Origin of the sequence: Idiomarina sp. UBA4206 (assembly GCF_002383015.1) — a bacterium.
GTDB lineage: Bacteria > Pseudomonadota > Gammaproteobacteria > Enterobacterales > Alteromonadaceae > Idiomarina > Idiomarina abyssalis.
Window position 1 is genome coordinate 27396 of record NZ_DFTS01000009.1, and the last position, 21940, is coordinate 49335.

The following is a 21940-nucleotide window of genomic DNA, read 5'->3' on the forward strand; positions in this document are numbered from 1 at the left end:
CAGCAGCTGTGGTGGAGGTGGAACTTGTGGATTATGTAAAGTAACACTACAAGGCAGCGATATACCTAGTCCTAAAGCCGCTGAAAAAGCGTTATTGAGCGCCAATGAATTAGACGCGGGGATGCGGTTATCTTGCCAACACAGAACCTCAACAAATTATGAAGTAAAGTTACATAATGAGGGGGTTAGTGATATAGCTTTAACACTCGATTCAAAGCGTCAACTGACTCCATCCATTATGGAGCTTACCTTTGTGAGTTCAGAGCCCGTTAATTATGAAGCCGGGCAGTTTATGCAGTTTCGTATTCCACACTTAAACGAAATATTGTCACGACATTACTCTGTTGCTACGCGGCCTCACCCGACTCGATTTGTGTTTAACGTACGACAACTGCCCTCGCCAAGTGAAGGGGTGCCCCCAGGCATCGGTTCAAACTACTTGTGTAATTTAGAGCCTGGCGCTCATGTCGATGCTATTGGACCATTTGGTGACTTTCAGCTGACGAAACAAAATAATCACACGCAAGTCTTTATCGGAGGCGGCGCGGGTATTGCACCGTTGAGAGCGTTAATACAAAGTGAATTAGCAGCAGGCTCTCCTCGTCGCTGTATCTTTTTTTACGGCGCACGATATGAAAAAGAGCTCTGTTATAGGGATGAGTTCGAAAGAGATGAGCGGTTAAATTATATACCGGTACTTTCAGAGGTTGCTAAATCAGATGCGTGGGCCGGGCACACTGGCTTTGTGCACGAAACTGCAATGAAATGGTTGGCAGATGAAAACAAAGACACATTGGACGTTTACGTGTGTGGTCCTCCACCAATGCTGAAAGCGACGTTAGAGTCTCTTGCTGACTTTGGCGTTCCGCGAGAACAAGTAAGGTTCGATGACTTTGGTATTTAGAGCTTGAAAGCGCCTGAGTTAGCAATAAATCGGGGTGGTGATGTAGAAGTGGTATCACCACCTGGGTTGACTACCTCGTTATGGGTACTTCCTTTAATTGATTGATCTTTATCAGCCAAAAGAGATACACTTCAAGCATGTTTTTACAGTAAAGCTTCGCATGTATCGTTTAATCATTGCCCTACTGCTATTAGCAGTAACAACAATGTCATTTTCACAAACTATCAGTACGGAAAAGGCATGTATGCACGATCCTACTGAGCAAGTTTGCGATCTTGCAGATTGCGAAGTGTCACATTCTCTTACCGATAACTGTTGCTCTGATTCAATGATGCGTCATTGTTACAGCCCGTCAATTACTGTCGTTTATTCTGAGCAATCCACCGTTCCGCCTATTGAGAAGCTGGTTTTTAACGCTTCCTCATTCTTAGATACGAATATTAAAGAAAAGCATTCTCTCTCGCTTTTTCGCCCCCCAATCCACTCTTAAAAATACGAAATTTCTCGCTCCTGGCGCGTTTATCGTCCAGGTAAAAGCACAGCTATAAGCTTTGGTTCGGTCATTGTCGTTACGACGTCGTTCGTCGTCCTCGTTACGGTCCGACTCATAACTTGGTCTGTGTTTAATTTAAAAATTCACAGTTTTTGAGAGTAACAATATGAAACTTTTAAGAAGAATGGCTTATTTAAGTGTTCTGACTGTAGTGGTGCCAAATGTCGTTAATGCACAAGAGCCGCTTTTGAATTTGCAAGAAGCAGTGAGTATCGCTGTACAAGAAGATCCTTGGTTAACGGCAAGTAAGCAAACCCAAGAAGCATTCGCGAGTGAAGCAATAGCCTCTTCCAGTTTGCCTGACCCTAAAATATCGCTCACGGCTGCCAGTTTCCCGGTTGACAGTTTTAGTTCAAGACAGGAAGGAATGACCCAGTTAGTCGTCGGTGTTTCACAAACATTTCCCAGAGGAGACACATTATCGTTGTCTCGTAAGCAGAAAAACCAATTAGCTCAAAAACAACCGTTTTTGAGAGCGGATCGTATTGCAAAGGTCAAAACAACGGTCACGAAGTTGTGGTTAGATGTTTTTTTCTCTCAGCAAAGTATTCGCTTGATTGAATCGGATAGAGCGCTTTTTGAACAGTTAGTGTCGACGGCTAAGGCGAGTTATACCAGTACCGAGGGAAAAGCACGGCAGCAAGATGTTATTAGAGCCCAACTTGAGCTTACACGCCTGGATGATAGGTTGACGTCACTGCGACAAAAAGAGGAGCGACTTCAAAGCGAATTGTCGGAATGGATAGGTGTTATAGCGAAATCAACGTTACCGGATGACGTTCCTAACCTTACGCTACAGGAAGCATTGAGTTCGCCTTCAACAATGCCTAAACAAGCCTTGTACGAATTAATAAAAGGGCACCCAGTTTTGCAAGCTACCGATCAAGACATTTCGGCGTCGGAAACTTCTGTAGAGCTTGCTCAACAAGGTTATAAACCACAATGGTCAACCAACCTTAAATATGGCCATAGAAACGACGATCCAAGCGGCAATGACCGTGCCAACTTGCTGTCAGCCGGAGTTACGTTCGATATACCACTGTTTACTGATAACAAGCAGGATGAACAGGTGCGTTCGGCAAAGTATAAAACTGAAGCAAAAAGAACTGAAAAACTGCTGATTGCCAGACAGTTAATAGCCAATTTACGCAGTACCTTTGTACAACTGAATCGTTTGAATGAACGCGCTGCTCTTTATCGTGAAGAGCTACTTCCACAAATGTCCGCCCAGTCTGAAGCTGCATTGACAGCTTACAACAATGATGATGGCGACTTTGCAGAGGCGGTGCGTTCACAGATTGCTGAAGTCAACGCAAAAATTGATGCATTAGCGATCGCCATCAACCGCCAAAAGCTGATTGCCGAAGCAAACTACTTATTATTCTCAGGAGTTTAAAATGAAAACAGTCACCAAATCTCTTATAAGTTTAGCTGTAGGCTTTGCAGTTGGCGCTGGCGCTATTGGCTATGTAATGCAATCGACTGAAGTGTCTGATCGTTCATCGGGCAATGCAGAAAAAGAGCCGTTATATTGGGTGGCTCCGATGGATCCCAATTATCGCCGAGACAAACCAGGAAAGTCTCCAATGGGGATGGACCTTATTCCTTACTATGGCGATGATGCAGAAGAGAGTTCACCAGGTACGGTGAGAATTGATCCCGACGTTATTAATAACCTTGGGGTTACAACTGCAACGGTCACCTTTTCGAGACTCAACCTGGATATCGAAACGGTCGGTTATGTTCAGTTTGATGAGAACCGAGTGCTGACAGTAAGTCCCCGTGTTGAAGGCTGGATTGAGAAGCTTTTCGTAAAAGCGGTTGGTAACTCGGTTAAAGCCGGCGAGCCTTTATACAGTATTTACTCACCGGAAATGGTTAATGCGCAAGAGGAGCTTGTATTGGCCTCGCAAAGAGGTAATCAGGTGCTAATTGATGCCGCTGAAGAACGCTTAAGAGCTCTGCAAGTCTCTGAATCTGAGATTAAGAAGTTAAAAGAAACTCGTAAAATTCAGAAAACAATCACGGTAAAAGCAAAGCAGTCCGGGGTATTGGATAGACTGACTGTGCGTGAAGGTGCGTTTGTAACGCCGAGTATGAATTTAATGACCATTGCTCAACTGGATAAAATTTGGGTTATTGCAGAAGTCTTTGAGCGGCAATTGAACCAGGTTGAGGTAGGCAATGACGTTCAAATGAACCTTGAGTATGCTCCAGGTAAAGAGTGGCAAGGAAAGGTTGATTATGTCTATCCGTCACTTAACCCTAAAACTCGGACGGGACAAGTTCGAATTCACTTCGACAACCCAGATGGTTTTTTAAAACCGGGCATGTTTGCGAATCTTAACATTAAGGCTGGTTTAGGCGACAAAAACTTAATCATCCCTAAAGAAGCGCTTATCCGAATGGGTGGTTCGAACCGAGTTGTACTGGCACTGGGTGATGGGAAATTTAAATCAGTTAATGTTGACGTTGGGCGGTTAGGGAGCTCGCGAGTTGAAATTTTATCGGGTCTTATGGCAGGTGATGACATCGTTACTTCAGCTCAGTTTTTGATTGATTCTGAGTCCAGTAAATCCTCTGACTTTAAGCGCATGCAACATGACACTGATGCTGATAACGAGAGCCATGGCAGTATGTCAAGTGACGCAGCAGCTCAAGCTGTCTGGGTTGAAGCAACCGTTAAAAATGTTATGCCTCAGCACTCGATGGTTACGCTGGAGCACGGTGAGATTTCTGAATGGGACTGGCCTGCAATGACGATGGACTTCGATGTTGCTTCGGATGTTGAACTTTCTCAGCTTAGCACGGGGTTATCCTTGCATGCGGAAATAACGCAAGTCGGGAAGCAACAGTACCAGCTCACATCGATTCATATTCCCGAGCAAAAACAAGTGACAGAGCAGGAGCATAACCATGATTAAGTCAGTCATTCGATGGTCAGTGAGTAACCGTTTTTTCGTTCTTCTGGCGACATTAATCCTCGTGGGTGTTGGTGCTTTTGCGGTTAAGAATACGCCCGTAGACGCACTGCCGGACTTGTCGGATGTCCAGGTGATCATTAAAACCAGCTATCCGGGTCAAGCGCCGCAGGTGGTAGAAGATCAAGTAACCTATCCATTAACAACCGCTATGCTGTCTGTCCCCGGCGCTAAAACCGTCCGTGGATATTCGTTTTTCGGCGACTCCTATGTGTATGTCATTTTTGACGAAGATACAGACGCTTACTGGGCGCGTTCGCGAGTACTGGAATATTTGTCTCAGGTTGCTCCGACACTGCCTTCTAATGCAAGACCGCAATTAGGCCCTGATGCAACAGGGGTTGGTTGGGTGTATTTGTATGCCTTGGTTGATCGTACGGGTAACCACAATTTGAGTGAGTTACGCAGTATGCAGGATTGGTTTTTAAAGTATGAACTGCAAACGGTCGAGGGGGTTTCGGAAGTTGCCGCCCTCGGCGGGATGGTAAAGCAGTACCAGGTGAAAGTGGATCCGGAGAAGCTGCGCGCATTCGATATTCCTCTTGCTCACATACAAAATGCTATCCAGCGAGGTAATCAGGAAGTGGGGGCGTCGGTGGTTGAAATGGCGGAAGCTGAGTATATGGTCCGGGCCTCAGGCTATATTGATGGTGTGTCAGACTTAGAGAGTATCCCGCTTGGCGTTGATGAAAATGGCACGCCATTATTGCTTAAAGACGTTGCTGATGTGGGTGTGGGCCCCCAAATGAGACACGGTATCGCCGAACTCAACGGTGAGGGAGAAGCCGTGGGTGGTATTGTGGTAATGCGTTTCGGAGAAAATGCCCAAAAAACGATTGATGGCGTTAAACAAAAGTTGGAAGAATTAAAGTCTGGGCTACCAGAAGGTGTCGATATAGTCACTGTCTATGATCGTTCGGGGCTTATCTCGGATGCCGTGGAAAGTCTCTGGAAAAGTTTAATAGAAGAACTCGCTATTGTCGCGTTTATCTGTGTGATATTTCTCTTCCATGTCCGCTCCTCGCTGGTTGCCGTTATCAGCTTGCCTTTGGGTATTTTAACCGCGTTTATTGTCATGTATTGGCAAGGAATTAACGCGAATATTATGTCACTTGGAGGGATCGCAATCGCTATTGGCGCTATGCTCGATGGTGCCATCGTCATGATTGAAAATATGCATAAGCATATGGAAAAAACGCCACTGACAGCAGAGAACCGCTGGCGGGTGGTTGCCGCCTCTGCTTCAGAGGTGGGCCCTGCTCTTTTCTTTAGCTTGCTCATTATTACCGTCAGCTTTATGCCGGTATTTACCTTAGAAGCCCAGGAAGGGCGGATGTTTTCTCCGCTTGCTTTCACGAAAACTTACGCAATGGCAGCCAGTGCAGCCTTAGCGGTTACCGTTATCCCCGTGTTGATGGGATATTTTATCAGAGGAAAGGTAACACCTGAGGGGAAAAACCCGCTTAATCGGTTATTGATCGCCGGGTATAAACCGCTTTTAAAAGGCATTTTGAAATACCCCAAGACAGCAGTTGTCGGAGCGCTTGTTATCCTGGCCGTTGGTGTCTGGCCGATTGACAAAATTGGTAGTGAATTTATTCCAGATTTGGATGAGGGCGATTTGATGTATATGCCCACTACCTATCCCGGATTATCAATTGGTAAAGCAAGGGAGCTGTTGCAGCAAACCGACAAGCTCATAAAAACGGTACCGGAAGTGAAGACGGTTTTTGGCAAAATTGGTCGAGCGGATACCGCCACTGATCCGGCACCCCTAACGATGATTGAAACCTTTATTCAACTGAAACCGAAAGATCAGTGGAGAGACGGTATGACCACTGAGAAGTTGAAAAAAGAACTGGATGCGCTTGTAAAGTTTCCGGGGCTGACCAATGCGTGGGTTTACCCCATTAAAACTCGCATTGATATGCTATCGACAGGTATCAAAACGCCGGTAGGTATAAAAGTTGCCGGAGCCGATCTTAATGAAATTCAGACGATAGGGCAGCAGCTTGAAGCAATACTTGATGATGTCGATGGTACGGCTTCTGTTTATTCAGAGCGAGTGGCAGGTGGACGCTATGTCAAAGTTGACATAGAAAGAGAGCAGGCTGCACGTTATGGCTTGAACATTGAGGATGTGCAGCAGGTCGTTGCCACGGCTATTGGTGGAATGAATGTTTCAGAGACCATTGAAGGGCTTGAACGTTACCCAATAAACTTGCGCTACCCTCAAGATTACCGTGATTCGCCGGAAGAATTAAAGAAGCTACCTTTAGTTACGCCAAACGGGCAGCGTATTAGTTTGGCGGATGTGGCTGATGTCTACGTTGAACTTGGACCGCCGGCAATTAAAAGCGAAAACGCAAGACTTAATGGCTGGACTTTTGTCGACATTGAGGGAGTTGATGTCGGCACTTATGTTGAAAAAGCAATGAAGGTTGTAGAACAAGAACTCGAGTTGCCAGCAGGGTATTCAGTTACCTGGTCCGGGCAGTACGAATATATGGAAAGGGCAAAGGAAAAACTGACTTACGTGATTCCGTTAACGCTCGCGATTATTATCGTTCTTTTATATATGAACTTTCGAAACGCTACAGAAATAGCCATTATATTGGGAACTTTGCCTCTCGCATTGGTGGGGTCAATCTGGCTAATGTATCTTTTAGATTATAATTTCTCAGTTGCTGTAGCGGTTGGTTTTATAGCTCTAGCCGGTGTCACTGTAGAAATAGGAATACTAATGCTGACTTACTTAAACCAGTCCTATAATGAATATGAAAAAAGTCAGTTAGAGCATGGTAAAGCATTAACGAAAGACGGTCTCTCTCTTGCCGTAATGGAAGGGGCTGGACTTCGTGTTCGCCCCGTCATGATGACGGCCGTTTCTACAATTGCTGGTTTATTGCCTATAATGTTTAGTACAGGGACTGGGGCTGAGGTGGTTAGTAGAATAGCGGCGCCAATGGTTGGAGGAATGATCAGCGCTGTTATCTTAACCTTGCTCGTATTACCTGCTGTTTACTATTTGTGGCGAAAGAAAGACGTTAAGGTTAGATGATACCTTACTCTGTGAATATCACCTGCACACCTTTGATCTCGATCAATGATGTGCAGGTGGTAGTATGCTAATTTATAGCATGGCAATAGGAGCGCACATATGTTTCAAGCAAAATTTTTAGTTGTGCTTATGTTAGGAATAGTGATACAGCTATCCTTCCCAGCCGCTCCTGCTTATAACAATGCTTCCAATGTACAGCACGAAAAAAGTGTTAGCCATATGGATGTTAGCAACGAAAGCAAAGATAACTTTCATTGCGATGAAAGTGAGCAATCTATCATTGACGACTGCTATTGCTGCGTAGTTGATAAATGCTCTATGGATGAAGAGTGTAACTCTGCGAACTCACCTCTAGTATTTATTCAATTCGACACTTCGATAAACTCTCCTAGCAACTTGCCACATCCCGTGTCTTATAAAGGTGATGTGAAGCAAATACTCTTCGATATTTACTACCCTCCGAAATAGCACTACTAAATTACAACTCTAGATTTTCTCGAAATTTAAGTAACTAGGCTAAACACAGTCCATAAGCTATATGCTTTAGGGCTTTTAGGGGGGTATATGAACCTATCTAAAATTACCGCTATTTTTGATCAACTTCGACAAGACTCAGTGGAAGAGGCTCTCATCGGCCGTGGCGTTAGCGGCTTTACGCTGTTTCCTGTGCGAGGACGGGGTTACTACTTCGATAGCTATAACGATGATCACTTAGTTGATCACGTACAGCTTGAAGTTTATGTGAACAGTGATGATGCGCGTGATGTTGCCCTCTTGGTAGTTGAAGCGGCCCATACTGGGGTATCTAACGAGGGATTAGTTTCTATCTCGCCAATCGATGAATTGTTCTGGGTTCACGATAAACGAGCAGCCACTAATAAAGAGCTTTCGTTACAAAGTTAACACCGAGCAAATGTTGCCTGAAACGTATTGGTAGTTTTAATTAACAGGACAGTATTGATGTCAAATAACGATCATAGAGCAGGAGTGCGGGGAATTAACTTAGTAAACCGCACTTTAAAGCTAAACGCAGAGAGTGTGAAAGAAGTTCGCAAAGCTATCAAAGAAATTGACTTGTTGGTTGGTCTCGATAGCGTTGCCTATGACTCTGAGCGTAACTTGTTATTGGTAGCTTATGATGCCTCTAAAGTGGATCTCAATGTTATAGAGGAAAAGCTCAGGAAGTTTGGTGTTGAAATAAATAGTGGGTGGTGGACTCATCTGAAAGAAGAGTACTACAAGTTTATTGACCAAAATATTAAAGATAATTCGGAACATACACCGTGGAGTTGTCATAGAAGTCCGCCAGTTAACAAAAGCAAACGAAAGTAACGATTAATTATAGGTAAGGAGTAAAAAATGCAAATAGAAACAATCAAAGATGTGCTGAGTTGGACCGTTGATTTCCACAAAAACCTGAAGGAGTGTGTTACTCACTGCTCTAAACAAAACCAAGATGAACGAGCTCGGATGATTCTAAACTACGTGTCGGGTCATGAGGCTAGCTTAGAGCGAATGGTCGAAGGTTTTTTGAGTACAGCAAACCGAAATGCATTAGACACTTGGTGTTATGACTATATTGGGAAACATCCCATCGTTGAGCATGGACACTGTGATTCGCCTTTTAAAGAGTTAGATACTGATCACATTATGGAGAACATTGTAAACCATCATGAGCAAGTCATTGAGTTGTATGAACACCTATATTCCCGTGTTGATATAGACAGCGCAAAAGAGCTGTTAGAAACAGTAAAAAACGTTGAAGAAAATGAAATTAAACGAATGGTGCAAACTGCGAACCGATTTTCGGATATGTAGTTAGTGAAAATTTTATCGTTGGTACTTTGTGGGAAAGAGCCCTGATTTGGTTAATTTTCCATAAATAAGGAGCACTTGTATGGGTGTGAAAACTGAGGACGTTAGTAGTAGTTCCATTGAGGAACTCATTATCGAGGGAGCCGGTTGCGCGAGTTGTGTTGGCAAAATCGAGAGTGCATTAAAGTCTGTATCCGGTGTGGAAAATGCAGAGATGAACTTTGCGCAGCGAACAGTCAGTGTGACAGGAACAGCAAGTCCGAGCGCTTTAGTGAAAGCAGTAGAGAGGGCGGGGTATAGCGCTAAAGTAGCCACGTCCGAAAGTGACGGTGATGCGTTGGCAGAAAAAGAGCAAGCCGACTGGGCTTATTACAAGCGGCTGATGCGGGAGATGACCGTTGCGCTGTCGTTAGGTGTACCTCTCATGATTTATAGCCTTTTTGTTGGTGAAATGACGGTGACCACTGCCACAGAGCGTGTGACATGGTTAGTCGTAGGTATTCTAACGTTAGGTGTACTTTACTTTTCGGGCAAACACTTCTTCGTCGGTGCCTGGCAATCTTTGAAAAATCATTCCGCTAATATGGATACGCTGATCGCACTTGGTACTGGTACCGCCTGGTTGTATTCCATGGTGGTTGTATTGGTTCCGCACCTGGTTCCGGAAATGGCGCGTCACGTATACTTTGAAGCGACCGCAATGATTATCGGTTTGATCAATTTGGGGCTGGCACTTGAACTGAAAGCTCGTGGGCGCACGTCCGAAGCCATAAAACGTCTCATTGGTTTGCAGGCGAAAACCGCAAGGGTGATTCGTGACGATAAACAATTGGATATCGCTATCGAAGACGTACTCGAGGAGGACGTAGTACGTGTTCGTCCCGGAGAAAAAATCCCTGTTGATGGAAAAGTTATAGAGGGAAGTACCACCGTTGATGAATCTATGCTAACGGGTGAACCCATGCCCGTGGAAAAATCAGTTGGTGATGACGTTGTGGCGGGCACGATAAATAAAAGTGGTTCCTTTTTGTTTCAAGCGACAAGAGTCGGAAAAGATACAGCACTTGCTCAAATTATTAACATGGTGAAACGGGCGCAAAACTCTAAGCCCCCAATCGGTCGTCTTGCCGATATTATTTCAGCTTACTTTGTGCCAGTCGTTATGATTATCGCTGTTATCAGTGCTCTAGCTTGGCTTAACTTTGGGCCTGAGCCGGCACTGGCCTTTGCTGTGGTATCAGCGACCACTGTCTTGATTATTGCTTGCCCTTGCGCATTAGGCCTGGCGACGCCTATGTCGGTAATGGTGGGTGTAGGAAAAGCCGCAGAGGCAGGTGTGCTGATTCGCAATGGCGAAGCATTGCAAACAGCGTCGAAAGTATCGGCTATGATCCTGGATAAAACGGGCACCATTACACTTGGTTCTCCTAAAGTCACCGACGTATTAGTAGCGAGTGAGTACGATGAGCAAACCGTACTGCAACTTGCAGCGACACTTGAGTCTGGCTCTGAACATCCGCTAGCACAGGCGATAGTTGAGTCAGCCAGGGAAAGAGGGATTAAGACAAGTAAGGTCTCGAACTTCAACGCCATCGCTGGTCATGGCGTGGAGGCAGAAGTTGACGGGAAGTCCCTCCTTTTCGGTAATGAAAAGCTGTTGCGTGAACGTCAAGTTGAGCTCGGTAACTTTGTTGAAAAAGCCCAAGGCTTAGCTGCTGAAGCTAAGACGCCTATGTACTTTGCCGTTGATAATGAGTTAGCTGCAATTATTGCAGTTGCCGACCCGATAAAAGACGACTCCGTAGCCGCCATTAAACGTTTGCAAGATAACGGTGTGCGAGTAGTGATGCTTACTGGTGATAATCGCGCGACAGCAGAAGCAGTTGCTGAAAAAGTAGGAATTAAAGAATTTTTCGCTGAAGTTCTGCCGGAAGAAAAATCAAAAAAGGTTCAGGAGCTGCAGATGGAAGGCGAAATCGTTGGCATGACGGGAGATGGTATTAATGATGCGCCAGCACTAGCTATTGCCAATGTAGGCTTCGCGATTGGCACGGGAACGGACGTCGCTATTGAAAGTGCTGATATTACATTGATGCGCGGGTCGTTGCACGGGCTTGCCGATGCGGTCGCGGTGAGCAAGGCCACACTGAGCAACATTAAACAAAACTTATTTGGTGCTTTTATTTACAACGTAGCAGGTATTCCTTTTGCCGCAGGCGTTCTGTATCCATTTTTTGGAATGCTGTTGAGTCCGGTTATTGCAGGTGCAGCAATGGCTTTTTCTTCGCTTACGGTAGTGAGCAACGCTAACCGGTTACGCTTTTTCAAAGCCAAGAAACATTAATGCACCTTTTAACATTGGCGCATTCAGGAGAATAAATATGTTATTTATTAATATTGCTGGTATCGCTCTGATCGCACTGATCGTCTGGTGGTTTTGGCTTTACACGCCCAAGCAGATGAAGCTGGGAGAAGGTGATTGGGTGATTGCCGTCGAAAACGGCACCTACTCGCCTTCGAGAATAAACGTACCTGAAGGTAAGCCGGTTGAACTCAGGTTTCTGCGGAAGGATCAATCGCCTTGCTCTGAAACTCTGCTTATCCCTGACCTGGAAATCAGTGAAACGTTGCCTTTTAACAAATTAAAGCCAATTCAAATACCAGCACTGGAACCCGGAGAGTATGACTTTCATTGCCAGATGCAAATGTATCGGGGAAAAATCGTTGCTGGTTAAATGGCTTAAAACGTCCAGGTCACAATGAGAATTTTAAAAGTTTTCCGCTAGATTCAATGAAATTCAATTTCATCGAAGGCATTGAAGGATTCGGCAATAAATATCGCCGTTATATGAGGTCTACGTCAGCGTGGGCTCCAAGATTTAACGATAGTGAAACAAAGTAAAATTAATGAGACCAATACAATTTGGTCATAGTCAAGAGGGTAATAAAATGAAAAAAGTACTTTCAGCTTTAACTATCACAGCTTTAATGGCCTCTCCTGTCTTTGCTGATGCACAGCATAAACATGGTGATGATAAAACAGGTTCAATGAGTGGAATGATGCACCATGAAAAAATGACATCAATGCATGAGCACATGCAGGAAATGCGCGATGCTATGAAAGAAATAAAAAGCGAATCTGACCCCAAGAAGCGTAAAGAACTCATGCAAAAACATATGAAGTCAATGCAGAAGGGCATGCAAATGATGAACCATGGGATGGATAAAGGCATGAACAAAGGAGAACATAAAAAGGGAGACAAAGCAGAGCAAATGGGCAAAGAGAATATGATGAATAAAATGAAAATGATGGAGCATCGAATGGATATGATGCAAAAGATGATGGAGCAAATGATGGAACACCAGAGTGAAGAAAAAAAGGAAATGTAGTAGAGATTAAGCTCTCCGTTGGAAATGCCGCTACTTGCAGTGTGCAAGTAGCGGTACTTTTTCAATATATCTAATTTACAACGGTATTTTTAAGGAGGAAGTTATGAAACTTAATGCAAAGAAATTTGGCTTAGCAGCTGGCGGTGCTTTCGCAGTTTTATGGGGAGTTTGTAGCTTGCTAGTGCTTATTATGCCCTCTAGCATGATGGCTTTAACAGAAGGCATGGTTCACGGAAAACTCTCTGGTTTCGAGTGGCATTTGAGTTTTAGTGGATTTGTTACGGGATTATTCGGGTGGTCCTTGGGAGCTATGATTACTGGCTGGCTAATTGTAACGTTATATAATAAACAAATGAAAACGGCTAAATGAGATTGTTGTCAAACTGGAAGCCTTTAAATCTGTTGCTCTGAAACTTTGCTTATTCCTGATCTGGGGATCAGCGATACTTTACCGACCAATAAGTTAAAGTTGATCGAATTGCCAGTATTAAAGACCGGAGAATACGATTTTCATTGTCAGATGCAAAGGTATCTAGGAAAACTTATTGTCAAATAAGTGAGACAAATAAGAGCTAATATGAATGAAAAAAAAGTGCTTATAACAACTATTATCACTCCTGAACTAGCTTAACCTATCACCAACCAGCAGCTAAACCCGAAATATTGGTAACTGTCCAGTGAAGTTAAGCTAGGTTATCTCACCCAGCGCAGCAAGATAATTGGCTAACATCTTTAGTAAACGTTTGAGCGCATAATTTTAAGCCTTCTACCATCGTAAGGTATGGGAAGAGCTCATCAGCCAACTCATTGACTGTCATTCCTGCTCTTATCGCCATTACAGCAGCTTGAATCAACTCACCAGCTTCTCCTGCGACGACTTGAACACCGAGCAGCCGGCCGCTGCCACTTTCTGCGACAATTTTTATAAACCCTTGGGTATCGAAGTTAACCAATGCCCGTGGGACATTTTCAAGGCCCAACGTGCGGCTTTCGGTGACGTAACCACCAGTTTTAGCATCAGCTTCTGATAAACCCACCGTGGCGACTTGTGGATCAGTAAAGATAACCTCGGGCATGGCACTGAGATCAAGATGCGCATCACCGCCCGTCATGTTAATAGCGGCTCGGCTGCCGCCTGCGGCGGCGACATAGACAAACTTCGGCTGATTCGTACAGTCGCCTGCCGCATATACTCTTGAGTTAGAGGTTTGCATGCGATCGTTAATCGTTATGGCACCGCGCTCGGTTTGTACGGCGATGGTTTCTAAATCGAGGTTTTCCGTATTGGGCGTGCGGCCTGTGGCCACGAGCAGTTGTTCTGCTTTTAATGTTCCGGCATTGGTTTTGAGAATGAAGTGTTGTCCGTCGTAACGCACTTCGCTGGCTTCTGTATGCTCAAGCACATTGATGCCTTCGTGATAAAAAACAGTGGCTATTGCCTCACCAATGGCAGGCTCGTCTTGGGATAACACCCGACTGCGAGCCAAAACAGTAACTTCACTACCGAGACGCGCGAAGGCCTGTGCTAATTCAAGAGCAACGACCGAGGCTCCAATAATAGCGAGGCGCTTAGGAATGTTACTTAGCCCTAATGCGCTTGTCGAAGTAAGGTAAGGGGTTTCAGCTAAGCCGGGGATGGGTGGTTGTGCGGGTCGGGCCCCGGTGCCGATAAAAGCACGGTCAAAGTGAACCGTTTGCTCACCGCCATCGCAAAGTGATACGGAAAGAGTTTCATCGTTTATAAAGCGGGCTTCGCCGTTAATAACGGTAATGGCGGAATTCTCTCTAAGAATACTCTGGTATTTGGATTCACGGAGTTCTTCTACCCGAGCCTGTTGTTGCTCGAGGAGAGCTGATCGATTTACCTTAAGAGTATGGGTACTTAAGCCTTTATCAAAAGGGCTTTCTCGCCGCAGTTGGGCGATATGAGCCGCTCGGATCATGATTTTAGACGGGACACAGCCAATATTGACACAAGTTCCGCCAATAGTACCTCTCTCAATGAGCGTCACTCGGGCACCTCCCTCGGTCGCTTTGAGTGCCGCAGCCATCGCACTGCCGCCGCTACCAATGACAGCAATGTGTAAATTGTTATTACTCATAACGGTTACTCCTTGGTCTTTCAGTTTTACAGCAGCTATAAGGCATTGTGATGTTTCATGACTGATTTTTTGGTGCCGTTGCTTTCAGTGTTGATGGGTATCCTGCATTTGTCGTTGCTTCAGTGAGCTGCTTAACTGACGTTTTTTCGTCGTCGAATGTCACGGTTGCATCCCGCTCTTCAAAACGGACATCGACGGCGCTCACACCTGCAACTTGGCCAAGTGCAGCTTTGACAGTAATTGGGCAGGTGACGCATGTCATACCGGGTACTGATAGCGTAACCGTTTTCTCAACCGCCAATGCGGGCATGCTAAACAGTAAAAATAAAATGGTTGTTATCATTGTTTTTTTCATCGTGTATTGCCTCCTAGTAAAACAAAGGAACAACATAGGGGTAAGCCAATGCTGTTAAAGTAAGCACCGCAACGAGCCAAAACATCACTTTGTAGCTCTTACGAGCATTTGGCGTTGCGCAGGTGTTATCAGGGTTGCAGTCATCAGCACGCCGGTATATTCGACGCCAGGCAAAGAATATGGCAATCAATGCAATGGTAATAAAAATGGGTCGATAAGGCTCAAGTGCTGTGAGGCTCCCAATCCAGGCCCCGGATACACCGAGTGCAAGTAATATGAGGGGACCCAGACAACACGCAGATGCCAGAGTCGCTGCGATCCCTCCCGCGAGAAGAGAGCCCCGACCAGATTTTGAATTTGACATAAGAGTAACTCCTTCGGGCATTTTGCTTTAATGTGTTAATCTTAAACCCGTACCTCACTACGGAAGCAATAGCTATGTTAAAAAAACGCAACGTAATGACAATTGGCACGCTGGCCAAAACAGCCGGCGTGGGCGTGGAAACGGTGCGCTATTATCAGCGCCGAGGGCTAATGAGCGAGCCGGAAAAGCCGTATGGGGGGATCCGACATTACGATGAACAAGCGCTTGCTCGGCTTCATTTTATTCGCGCGTCTCAATGGCTTGGATTTAGTCTGGATGAAATTGGTGAGCTATTAACTCTGCAAGATGGCGCTCATTGCGATGAGGCACGGGAGCTTGGGGAGCAAAAGCTCACCAGTGTTCGTCGAAAGATATCGCACTTACAGCAAATTGAACGAGCGTTGAATGAGCTGGTGCAAAAATGCAGCGCCGGACACGGAGATGTCTATTGTCCACTGATGGCCTCGCTTAATGACGGGGTTGAGGACGCTACCACGGACAAACATAAGGTGCGTTAGTCTGTGTAGTAAAACTTTTGAGCGGAGTTCTTTAACTGAATTGCTTTATAGCTAACGCCAGCCATACACAAGAATCCCCATACCGGTTAGCACAAACGCCGTGCCAATCAGGTCGAAATTGGATAGTGGCGATTTATCGACAATTCGCAGCCAGACTATGGCAGTTAACACGTAAATACCACCATAAGCTGCGTAGACCCGCCCGCTTTCCGCCGGATGAAGTGTTAACAAGTAAGCAAATAAGGCTAAGCTCACTGCCGCCGGAATGAGCAACCAAACCGAATGGCCCTCTTTGAGCCATAGGTAGGGTAAATAGCATCCGACAATTTCAGCAATTGCGGTGGCAATAAATAAGCCCAATGTTTTCATTAAAAATAATGCACTCATTATCAGTTGTCCCTACAGGCTTCATCAGGATCTTCTAGTTCTACCGTTGTATGGCTTAAAGCATAGGGCGCAAGGACGTCATCGATGCGCTGTTTTAAATCGCTACGGGCCTCGATATCAAGGTTTTTAGATAACACCAAATGAACGGTTAATACATGCTCCTCGCCATCTAGTGACCAAAAATGCAGATGGTGTAGGTCAGCAACATGAGGTAGCTCCAGCAAAGTGTCAGCGACTTGTCTGTAGGTTTCTTTGTCCGGAGTTGCTTGTATGAAGAGTTTCAGCGTTGCCCACAGGTTGCGCAGCACATTCACTAAAATAAATAGAGTAAAACCAATCGACAGTAGCGGATCGAGAATTGGCCAATCCACAAACAGCAAAACAATACCAACGATAAGTACAGCGACCCAGCCGAGAACATCCTCCAGCAAGTGCCAGTTAATAACGCGTTCGTTTAACGTTTTGCCCTCTGACAATTTGTAAGCAGCAAATCCATTAACTGTAATGCCAACGACGGCTAAAGCAATCATGCCATCAGCGACGGGCATCTGAGGGTTCCAGAGTCTGGGAATTGCTTCCACAAGTACCCAGGCAGAGCCTGCGATTAACACAACGGCATTAATAAATGCACCGGCAAGATTCAGTCTTTTATAACCGTAGGTAAAGTGTTGGTTAGCCTGTTTTTTGCCAAGTTTATTTAGTATCCACGCGAGACCTAACGACAGGCTATCGCCAAGATCATGAACGGCATCAGCTAAAATGGCGGTACTGTTGGTAAGAAAACCACCAATGAACTCAATAATGGTAAAAACAAAGTTAAGCAGGAATGCCCAACCTAATCGGTTGGACGGCATGTCCTTTGAGTGATCATGGTTATGGTGATGTCCCATAATACGTTCCTCTTTTAATAAAAGGGGGCGACAATAACCGCCCCCTTAAATGCTATTGAACCCTAACGGCTCAGATCCTTAATTTTTTGTTTCGAAAACCAAGGATAGAGCACGGGTAAGATAACCAATGTCAGCAGAGTAGCTGATACCAAACCACCAACAATGACGGTAGCCAGTGGGCGTTGAATTTCAGCCCCTGCACCGGTTGCAAACAGCATGGGAATGAGTCCTAACGCTGAGGTTATTGCTGTCATTAATACCGGGCGTAGTCGCGACCACGCGCCATCAAACACGGCATCATTAACCGCATGCCCATCGGTTATTCTCTGGTTAATACTCTCGACCAGAACCACACCGTTTAGTACCGCCACACCAAACAGTGTGATGAAACCCACGGCGCTGGGCACCGATAAGTACTGTCCTGACACATAGAGTGCCACAATACCGCCGATGACTGCCAATGGTACATTCACCAAAATCAACATGGCTTGACCCATGGTGCCGAAAGCAAAATAAAGCAGCAGGGCGATGAGTGCCAGCGATATGGGAACGACAATGGACAAGCGCTCCTGTGCTCGTTGTTGACTTTCGAACTGGCCACCAATGTCGACTGAGTAACCGGTTGGTAAATCCACCTTCTCGTCAATCGCCTTCCTAATATCGGCAACCACGCTACCCATGTCACGACCCTGAACGTTCGATTGAATCACAACGCGACGCTGTACGTCATCACGACGGATTTGCGGTGGTCCTGATTCAATTGCGACGTGGGCGACTTCGCCTAAGGTTACCCAGGCCCCTGAGGGAGTTAACAGGCGTAACGAACGAATAGACTCCGGCGTATCGCGGAATTGCTTGGCCAGCCGCACGTAAATATCATAGCGCTCATTACCGCGAATGATCTGGCCTGCCGAAGCGCCACCCAAGCCATTGTCGACAACGCTCAGTACATCGGTGACATTTAAGCCGTAGCGTGAGAGTTGCTGGCGTTTCGGCGAAACCACGAGTTGTGCTTCACCTTTTATTTGCTCCATCGCTACAGCAACCGCCCCGTCAACTTGCTTGACGGCACCTTCTATTTCCTGGCCTTTACGGGCCAACACGTCAAGCTCGGGTCCAAATAGTTTGATGGCTAGCTGCGATTTTACACCTGAGAGCAGTTCATCAACCCGTGTTGCAATAGGTTGTGAAAAATTAAACAACAAGCCTGGGTGAGCATCTAGTTTTGCCTCCATTTTTTCTTGTAAGGCGTAGCGATCGGATGCCGTTGTCCATTCGGATTGCGGCTTAAGGCCCACATATATCTCGATGTTGCTGATAGGCTCTGGATCACCGCCCACTTCAGCTCGTCCAATGCGGCTGAGTGCGTAGGTGGTTTCCGGGAACGACATCAGGATTTTTTCAAGCTTCGGAGCCACCTCTAAGGCCGTTTCAAGGTTAGAGGAGGGGGCTAATGTCACGCGAATATTAATCGTGCCTTCTTCCAATTCGGGCGCAAATTCTGTGCCGAGACGAGGCACTAACACCAAAGCGCCGACAAACAGCACACCGGCCAGGGTAATAACAGCCTTTTTACTGCGTAACGCCACCGATAATAGTCTTTTATAACCATTATCTAGTGGTTTAAGCAGTTTATTTTCACGAGGCTTAATACCCCGACTGAAAAAGTAACTGGCTAATGCCGGTACAACCATGATGGCCACAAAAACCGCGGAGATAATGGCCAACATAATACTGATAGCCATGGGCTCAAATAATTTAGCTTCAACACCCTGAAAACTAAACAGTGGCATAAAGACCACCAAGATAATCATGGCGGCAAAGAATACCGGTCGTGCCACTTCGTTCGCCGCTTCCTTAACTCGCAGCTTGATACCATGGCTATCGAGTTTGGCTGCCTGAGGATCTGGGTCGCGGTGCTCTGTGCGTTGCTCGGCGTCGTCTTGGTGTTCACTATCCGGACGACTTAAGTGCTTAAAGATGTTTTCAACCATCACCACGGAGCCGTCGACCAGCATACCAATGGCAACAGCAATCCCGCCCAGCGACATCAGGTTAGCTGACATGCCCATCGCGGACATTACCATCAGGGCAATGGCGATAGAAACGGGAATGGACAGTAACACTAAAAAAGTAGCGCGTATGTTGAGCAAAAACAGTGCTAATACTGCGATAATAAAGACAAAGGCAATGAGCAGTGAATACGCGACCGTAGATACGGCTTTTTGTATTAAATCGGCCTGATCATAATACGGCTCAAAGGTGACACCCTCGGGTAATGCTTGCTGAATAAGCGGAATGCGCTTTTTAATACCGTCGATAGTGGCTTTGGTATTCGAGCCCATGCGTTTGAGCACAATACCCGATACCACTTCGCCCAGCTGGTTGACCTCGCCGTCGACTTTACGCGACATTGAGACCGCCCCCTGGCGAATTTCACTACCGATTTCGACGTCGGCAACCTGGCCCAGTGTTACGGAAACGCCGTCAACGGTTTTGAGCGGTATTTGTCGTATTTGTTGCAGGCCTTTTTTACCGCTATCCAACCAACCGGTGCCGCGAATAACCAACTGCTCCTGACCGCGGGGCATATACCAACCACCAACGTTACCGTTATTCTTGTTGACCGCGCCCATTACGTCTTGCTGGGTAAGGTCGTAAGACAACAGCTTAGCGGGATTGAGGTTAACCTGATATTGCTTAACTTCGCCGCCAAAGGACAAGACTTCGGTAATTCCCTCAACGGGCATTAGTAGCAGTTTAACCACATAGTCGTTTAGACTGCGTAACTCCATACTGCTGACACCGGAGCCCGGTTCGGCAAGTAGCAGATACTGATAAACCTGGCCTAGGCCGGAGGAGTTAGGACCCATTTCGGGTGTACCTACGCCTTCGGGTATCAACTCCTTTGCCGCCTGCAGTCGTTCAAACACCAGTTGCCGGGCAAAGTAGATATCGACACTCTCGTCAAACACCACTGTAATGCCCGATAAACCTGTTTTTGAGATTGACCGAACCTCTTTGACGTCGGGCAGAGCATACATCACCGACTCTATCGGATAGGTAATCAGCTGCTCGACTTCGGTCGCTGCTAACCCGGGGGCCTCCGTATTTACCGTTACCTGAACGTTGGTAACATCGGGGAAGGCATCCAGATTAAGTTTGGGAATAACAAAAAATGACGCAATGCTGATGCTGAATAAAGCCAATACCAATAACAGGCGATTAGCGACAGCAAACTGAATAATGCGCTGAAACATACAACCTCCTGTTAGTGGTTATGTGGGTCAAAACCGCCTTTAGCGATTTGAGAGCGAACGAAAAACGCGCCGTTATCGACGTACTCTGTGCCTTCCTTAACGCCTCGAATGACTTTCCACGGACCTTTTTCATCAACCAATTCGACTTTCTTCGGTTCAAACTTTCCGGGTTCGTGCTCAATGAATATCTGCCAGTCACCATCAGATGCCCGCATTAAGGCTGAGTCCTTAACTGCAAGCACCGGTCCATCCGACTTGACTGAGAAATAAACATCCGCAAATAAACCAGGGTGTAATTGGTCCTTTTCGTTATTTACCGCAAGTCGTACCGTTCGGGTGCGGGTTTTATGGTCTATTGTGTGGCCTTCCTGAATGACTTTTGCCGCAAAGCGCTGATTGTCGACACTCACTGTAACAGGATCACCAAACTGCACATTAAGGTCAGCTGAGCCCGGTAGCCGAGCATTCACCCACAAGGTTTCTTCTTGCAGAACTTCAACCAAGTGGTTACCGGCATTGACTGGCTGACCCTGCTTGAAGTTATCGCTAACCACAATCCCGCCAATTTCTGAGGTCAGTTGGTATTCGCCGATAGGGTAGTCAGGTTTACTTAAACGCTTAATATCACTGGCTGACATACCAAATGCTTTGAGTTGCGCTTGCGCTGAGGTAAAGGCGTTTTTCGCTTCAACAAAGCGTTTTTCACCAACCGTTGACTCACCGAGTGACTGCACGCGTTGCCATTCGTTAAGTGTGACCAAATACTGACTTTGCGCCTCCGCCATGGTGGCGCTGAAGAGGGTGGCTAGTGGTTCACCTTTTTCGACGTGGTCGCCAATACTGACAAAACGTTTGAGAACGGTCGAATCGATGCGCGGACTCACGATATAGCTATTAAAGTCGTTAGCAACCACCTCGCCCGGAGCATAAACCGGGTATTCAATAACTTGAGTTTGCAAGGTTCGCGTGGTGATATCCGCCATGGACAGCTGCTTGCTGGATAGCTCCACGCCTGCACTTTCCTTATGTTCACCTTGCTCGTGTTTGCCTTTTTCCTTGTGGGTATCTTCTTTTTCGTCGTGTCCGTGTTCATCCTGCGCCATAACCGAAAAGCTCAGCGCAAGTGCTATTGCTGCGTATAAAGGTTTTACTGACATCGTTTACTCTCCAATCTCTGCGTTTGTTGGCTGGCTTAACGGCGATAACGTCAGCGCTTTACTGAGTTCGCCCGAACGGTACAACCATTCAATGGCGGCCAACCGATATTGTGTTTGCAGCGCTATCCCTGCAAATTGGCTATCGAGCTGCTGTTGCACAGCGGTGAGGTAGTCTGTGGTGGATAGGTCACCGGCGAGCCAGG

The 21940-nt window shown here is 46.1% G+C and carries 21 protein-coding genes and 1 pseudogene; 14 read left to right on the top strand and 8 right to left on the bottom strand.

The window, feature by feature from the left end; all coding sequences use genetic code 11:
• The 13 genes from B3180_RS01550 to B3180_RS01610 form a co-directional block, all read left to right on the top strand.
• Positions 1-904, top strand: a 904-nt coding sequence (locus tag B3180_RS01550; RefSeq protein WP_286842548.1) for an FAD-binding oxidoreductase, incomplete at its 5' end; no start/stop codon positions are given.
• A gap of 659 nt (positions 905-1563) precedes the next feature.
• A complete protein-coding gene (locus B3180_RS01555; RefSeq protein WP_243734944.1) occupies positions 1564-2853 on the top strand; it encodes a TolC family protein in 1290 nt (429 codons plus the stop codon).
• A 1-nt stretch (position 2854) separates the two neighbouring features.
• Positions 2855-4381 (top strand): efflux RND transporter periplasmic adaptor subunit, encoded by a 1527-nt coding sequence (locus tag B3180_RS01560; protein ID WP_110013662.1) that lies wholly within the window; start codon positions 2855-2857, stop codon positions 4379-4381.
• A complete protein-coding gene (locus B3180_RS01565; RefSeq protein ID WP_286842551.1) occupies positions 4374-7499 on the top strand; it encodes an efflux RND transporter permease subunit in 3126 nt (1041 codons plus the stop codon). Before B3180_RS01560 ends, B3180_RS01565 begins: the two co-directional genes overlap by 8 nt.
• Positions 7500-7628: 129 nt before the next feature.
• A complete protein-coding gene (locus tag B3180_RS01570) occupies positions 7629-7967 on the top strand; it encodes a hypothetical protein (RefSeq protein WP_286842553.1) in 339 nt (112 codons plus the stop codon).
• A gap of 96 nt (positions 7968-8063) precedes the next feature.
• Entirely contained in the window at positions 8064-8402 is a 339-nt protein-coding gene (locus tag B3180_RS01575; protein ID WP_006956222.1) for a P-II family nitrogen regulator, read from the top strand.
• 57 nt (positions 8403-8459) lie between these two features.
• Positions 8460-8831: a cation transporter gene (locus tag B3180_RS01580; protein WP_011234471.1), complete on the top strand. Its 372-nt coding sequence runs from the start codon at positions 8460-8462 to the stop codon at positions 8829-8831.
• A 27-nt stretch (positions 8832-8858) separates the two neighbouring features.
• Positions 8859-9317: a hypothetical protein gene (locus B3180_RS01585; protein WP_011234470.1), complete on the top strand. Its 459-nt coding sequence runs from the start codon at positions 8859-8861 to the stop codon at positions 9315-9317.
• Between the two features lie 79 nt (positions 9318-9396).
• The gene (locus B3180_RS01590) at positions 9397-11658 is read left to right on the top strand and encodes a heavy metal translocating P-type ATPase (RefSeq protein ID WP_011234469.1); all 2262 of its coding nucleotides are present in this window, start codon (positions 9397-9399) and stop codon (positions 11656-11658) included.
• A 37-nt stretch (positions 11659-11695) separates the two neighbouring features.
• A complete protein-coding gene (locus B3180_RS01595) occupies positions 11696-12049 on the top strand; it encodes a cupredoxin domain-containing protein (RefSeq protein ID WP_011234468.1) in 354 nt (117 codons plus the stop codon).
• A 214-nt stretch (positions 12050-12263) separates the two neighbouring features.
• Positions 12264-12704: a hypothetical protein gene (locus B3180_RS01600; RefSeq protein WP_271331979.1), complete on the top strand. Its 441-nt coding sequence runs from the start codon at positions 12264-12266 to the stop codon at positions 12702-12704.
• A gap of 103 nt (positions 12705-12807) precedes the next feature.
• Positions 12808-13074 carry a DUF5676 family membrane protein gene (locus B3180_RS01605; RefSeq protein WP_034818180.1) on the top strand — a complete coding sequence of 89 codons (267 nt, stop codon included), beginning with the start codon at positions 12808-12810 and terminating at the stop codon, positions 13072-13074.
• A gap of 45 nt (positions 13075-13119) precedes the next feature.
• Positions 13120-13260: a cupredoxin domain-containing protein gene (locus tag B3180_RS01610; protein ID WP_153849795.1), complete on the top strand. Its 141-nt coding sequence runs from the start codon at positions 13120-13122 to the stop codon at positions 13258-13260.
• A 142-nt stretch (positions 13261-13402) separates the two neighbouring features.
• Here the strand turns inward: B3180_RS01610 and merA are convergent, their stop codons facing one another.
• The 3 genes from merA to merT are packed head-to-tail and all read right to left on the bottom strand — an operon-like array spanning position 13403 to position 15525.
• The gene (merA, locus tag B3180_RS01615; RefSeq protein WP_034818177.1) at positions 13403-14806 is read right to left on the bottom strand and encodes a mercury(II) reductase; all 1404 of its coding nucleotides are present in this window, start codon (positions 14804-14806) and stop codon (positions 13403-13405) included.
• Positions 14807-14861: 55 nt separating this feature from the next.
• A complete protein-coding gene (merP, locus tag B3180_RS01620; protein WP_034818174.1) occupies positions 14862-15161 on the bottom strand; it encodes a mercury resistance system periplasmic binding protein MerP in 300 nt (99 codons plus the stop codon).
• 13 nt (positions 15162-15174) lie between these two features.
• Positions 15175-15525 (bottom strand): mercuric ion transporter MerT, encoded by a 351-nt coding sequence (merT, locus tag B3180_RS01625; RefSeq protein ID WP_011234881.1) that lies wholly within the window; start codon positions 15523-15525, stop codon positions 15175-15177.
• 74 nt (positions 15526-15599) lie between these two features.
• Between merT and merR the strand changes: the two genes are divergently transcribed.
• Entirely contained in the window at positions 15600-16043 is a 444-nt protein-coding gene (gene merR, locus B3180_RS01630; protein ID WP_011234880.1) for an Hg(II)-responsive transcriptional regulator, read from the top strand.
• 51 nt (positions 16044-16094) lie between these two features.
• On the opposite strand, the gene B3180_RS01635 is transcribed toward merR, so the two are convergent.
• The 5 genes and pseudogenes from B3180_RS01635 to B3180_RS01655 form a co-directional block, all read right to left on the bottom strand.
• Positions 16095-16430 carry a YnfA family protein gene (locus tag B3180_RS01635; protein ID WP_011234879.1) on the bottom strand — a complete coding sequence of 112 codons (336 nt, stop codon included), beginning with the start codon at positions 16428-16430 and terminating at the stop codon, positions 16095-16097.
• 2 nt (positions 16431-16432) lie between these two features.
• Positions 16433-17320, bottom strand: coding sequence for a cation diffusion facilitator family transporter (locus B3180_RS01640; protein WP_011234878.1), 888 nt, complete (start codon positions 17318-17320; stop codon positions 16433-16435).
• A 62-nt stretch (positions 17321-17382) separates the two neighbouring features.
• A complete protein-coding gene (locus tag B3180_RS01645) occupies positions 17383-20580 on the bottom strand; it encodes an efflux RND transporter permease subunit (RefSeq protein ID WP_011234877.1) in 3198 nt (1065 codons plus the stop codon).
• Between the two features lie 11 nt (positions 20581-20591).
• Positions 20592-21737 carry an efflux RND transporter periplasmic adaptor subunit gene (locus B3180_RS01650; RefSeq protein WP_011234876.1) on the bottom strand — a complete coding sequence of 382 codons (1146 nt, stop codon included), beginning with the start codon at positions 21735-21737 and terminating at the stop codon, positions 20592-20594.
• 3 nt (positions 21738-21740) lie between these two features.
• A pseudogene (locus tag B3180_RS01655) lies at positions 21741-21940 on the bottom strand (TolC family protein); the annotation flags it as partial.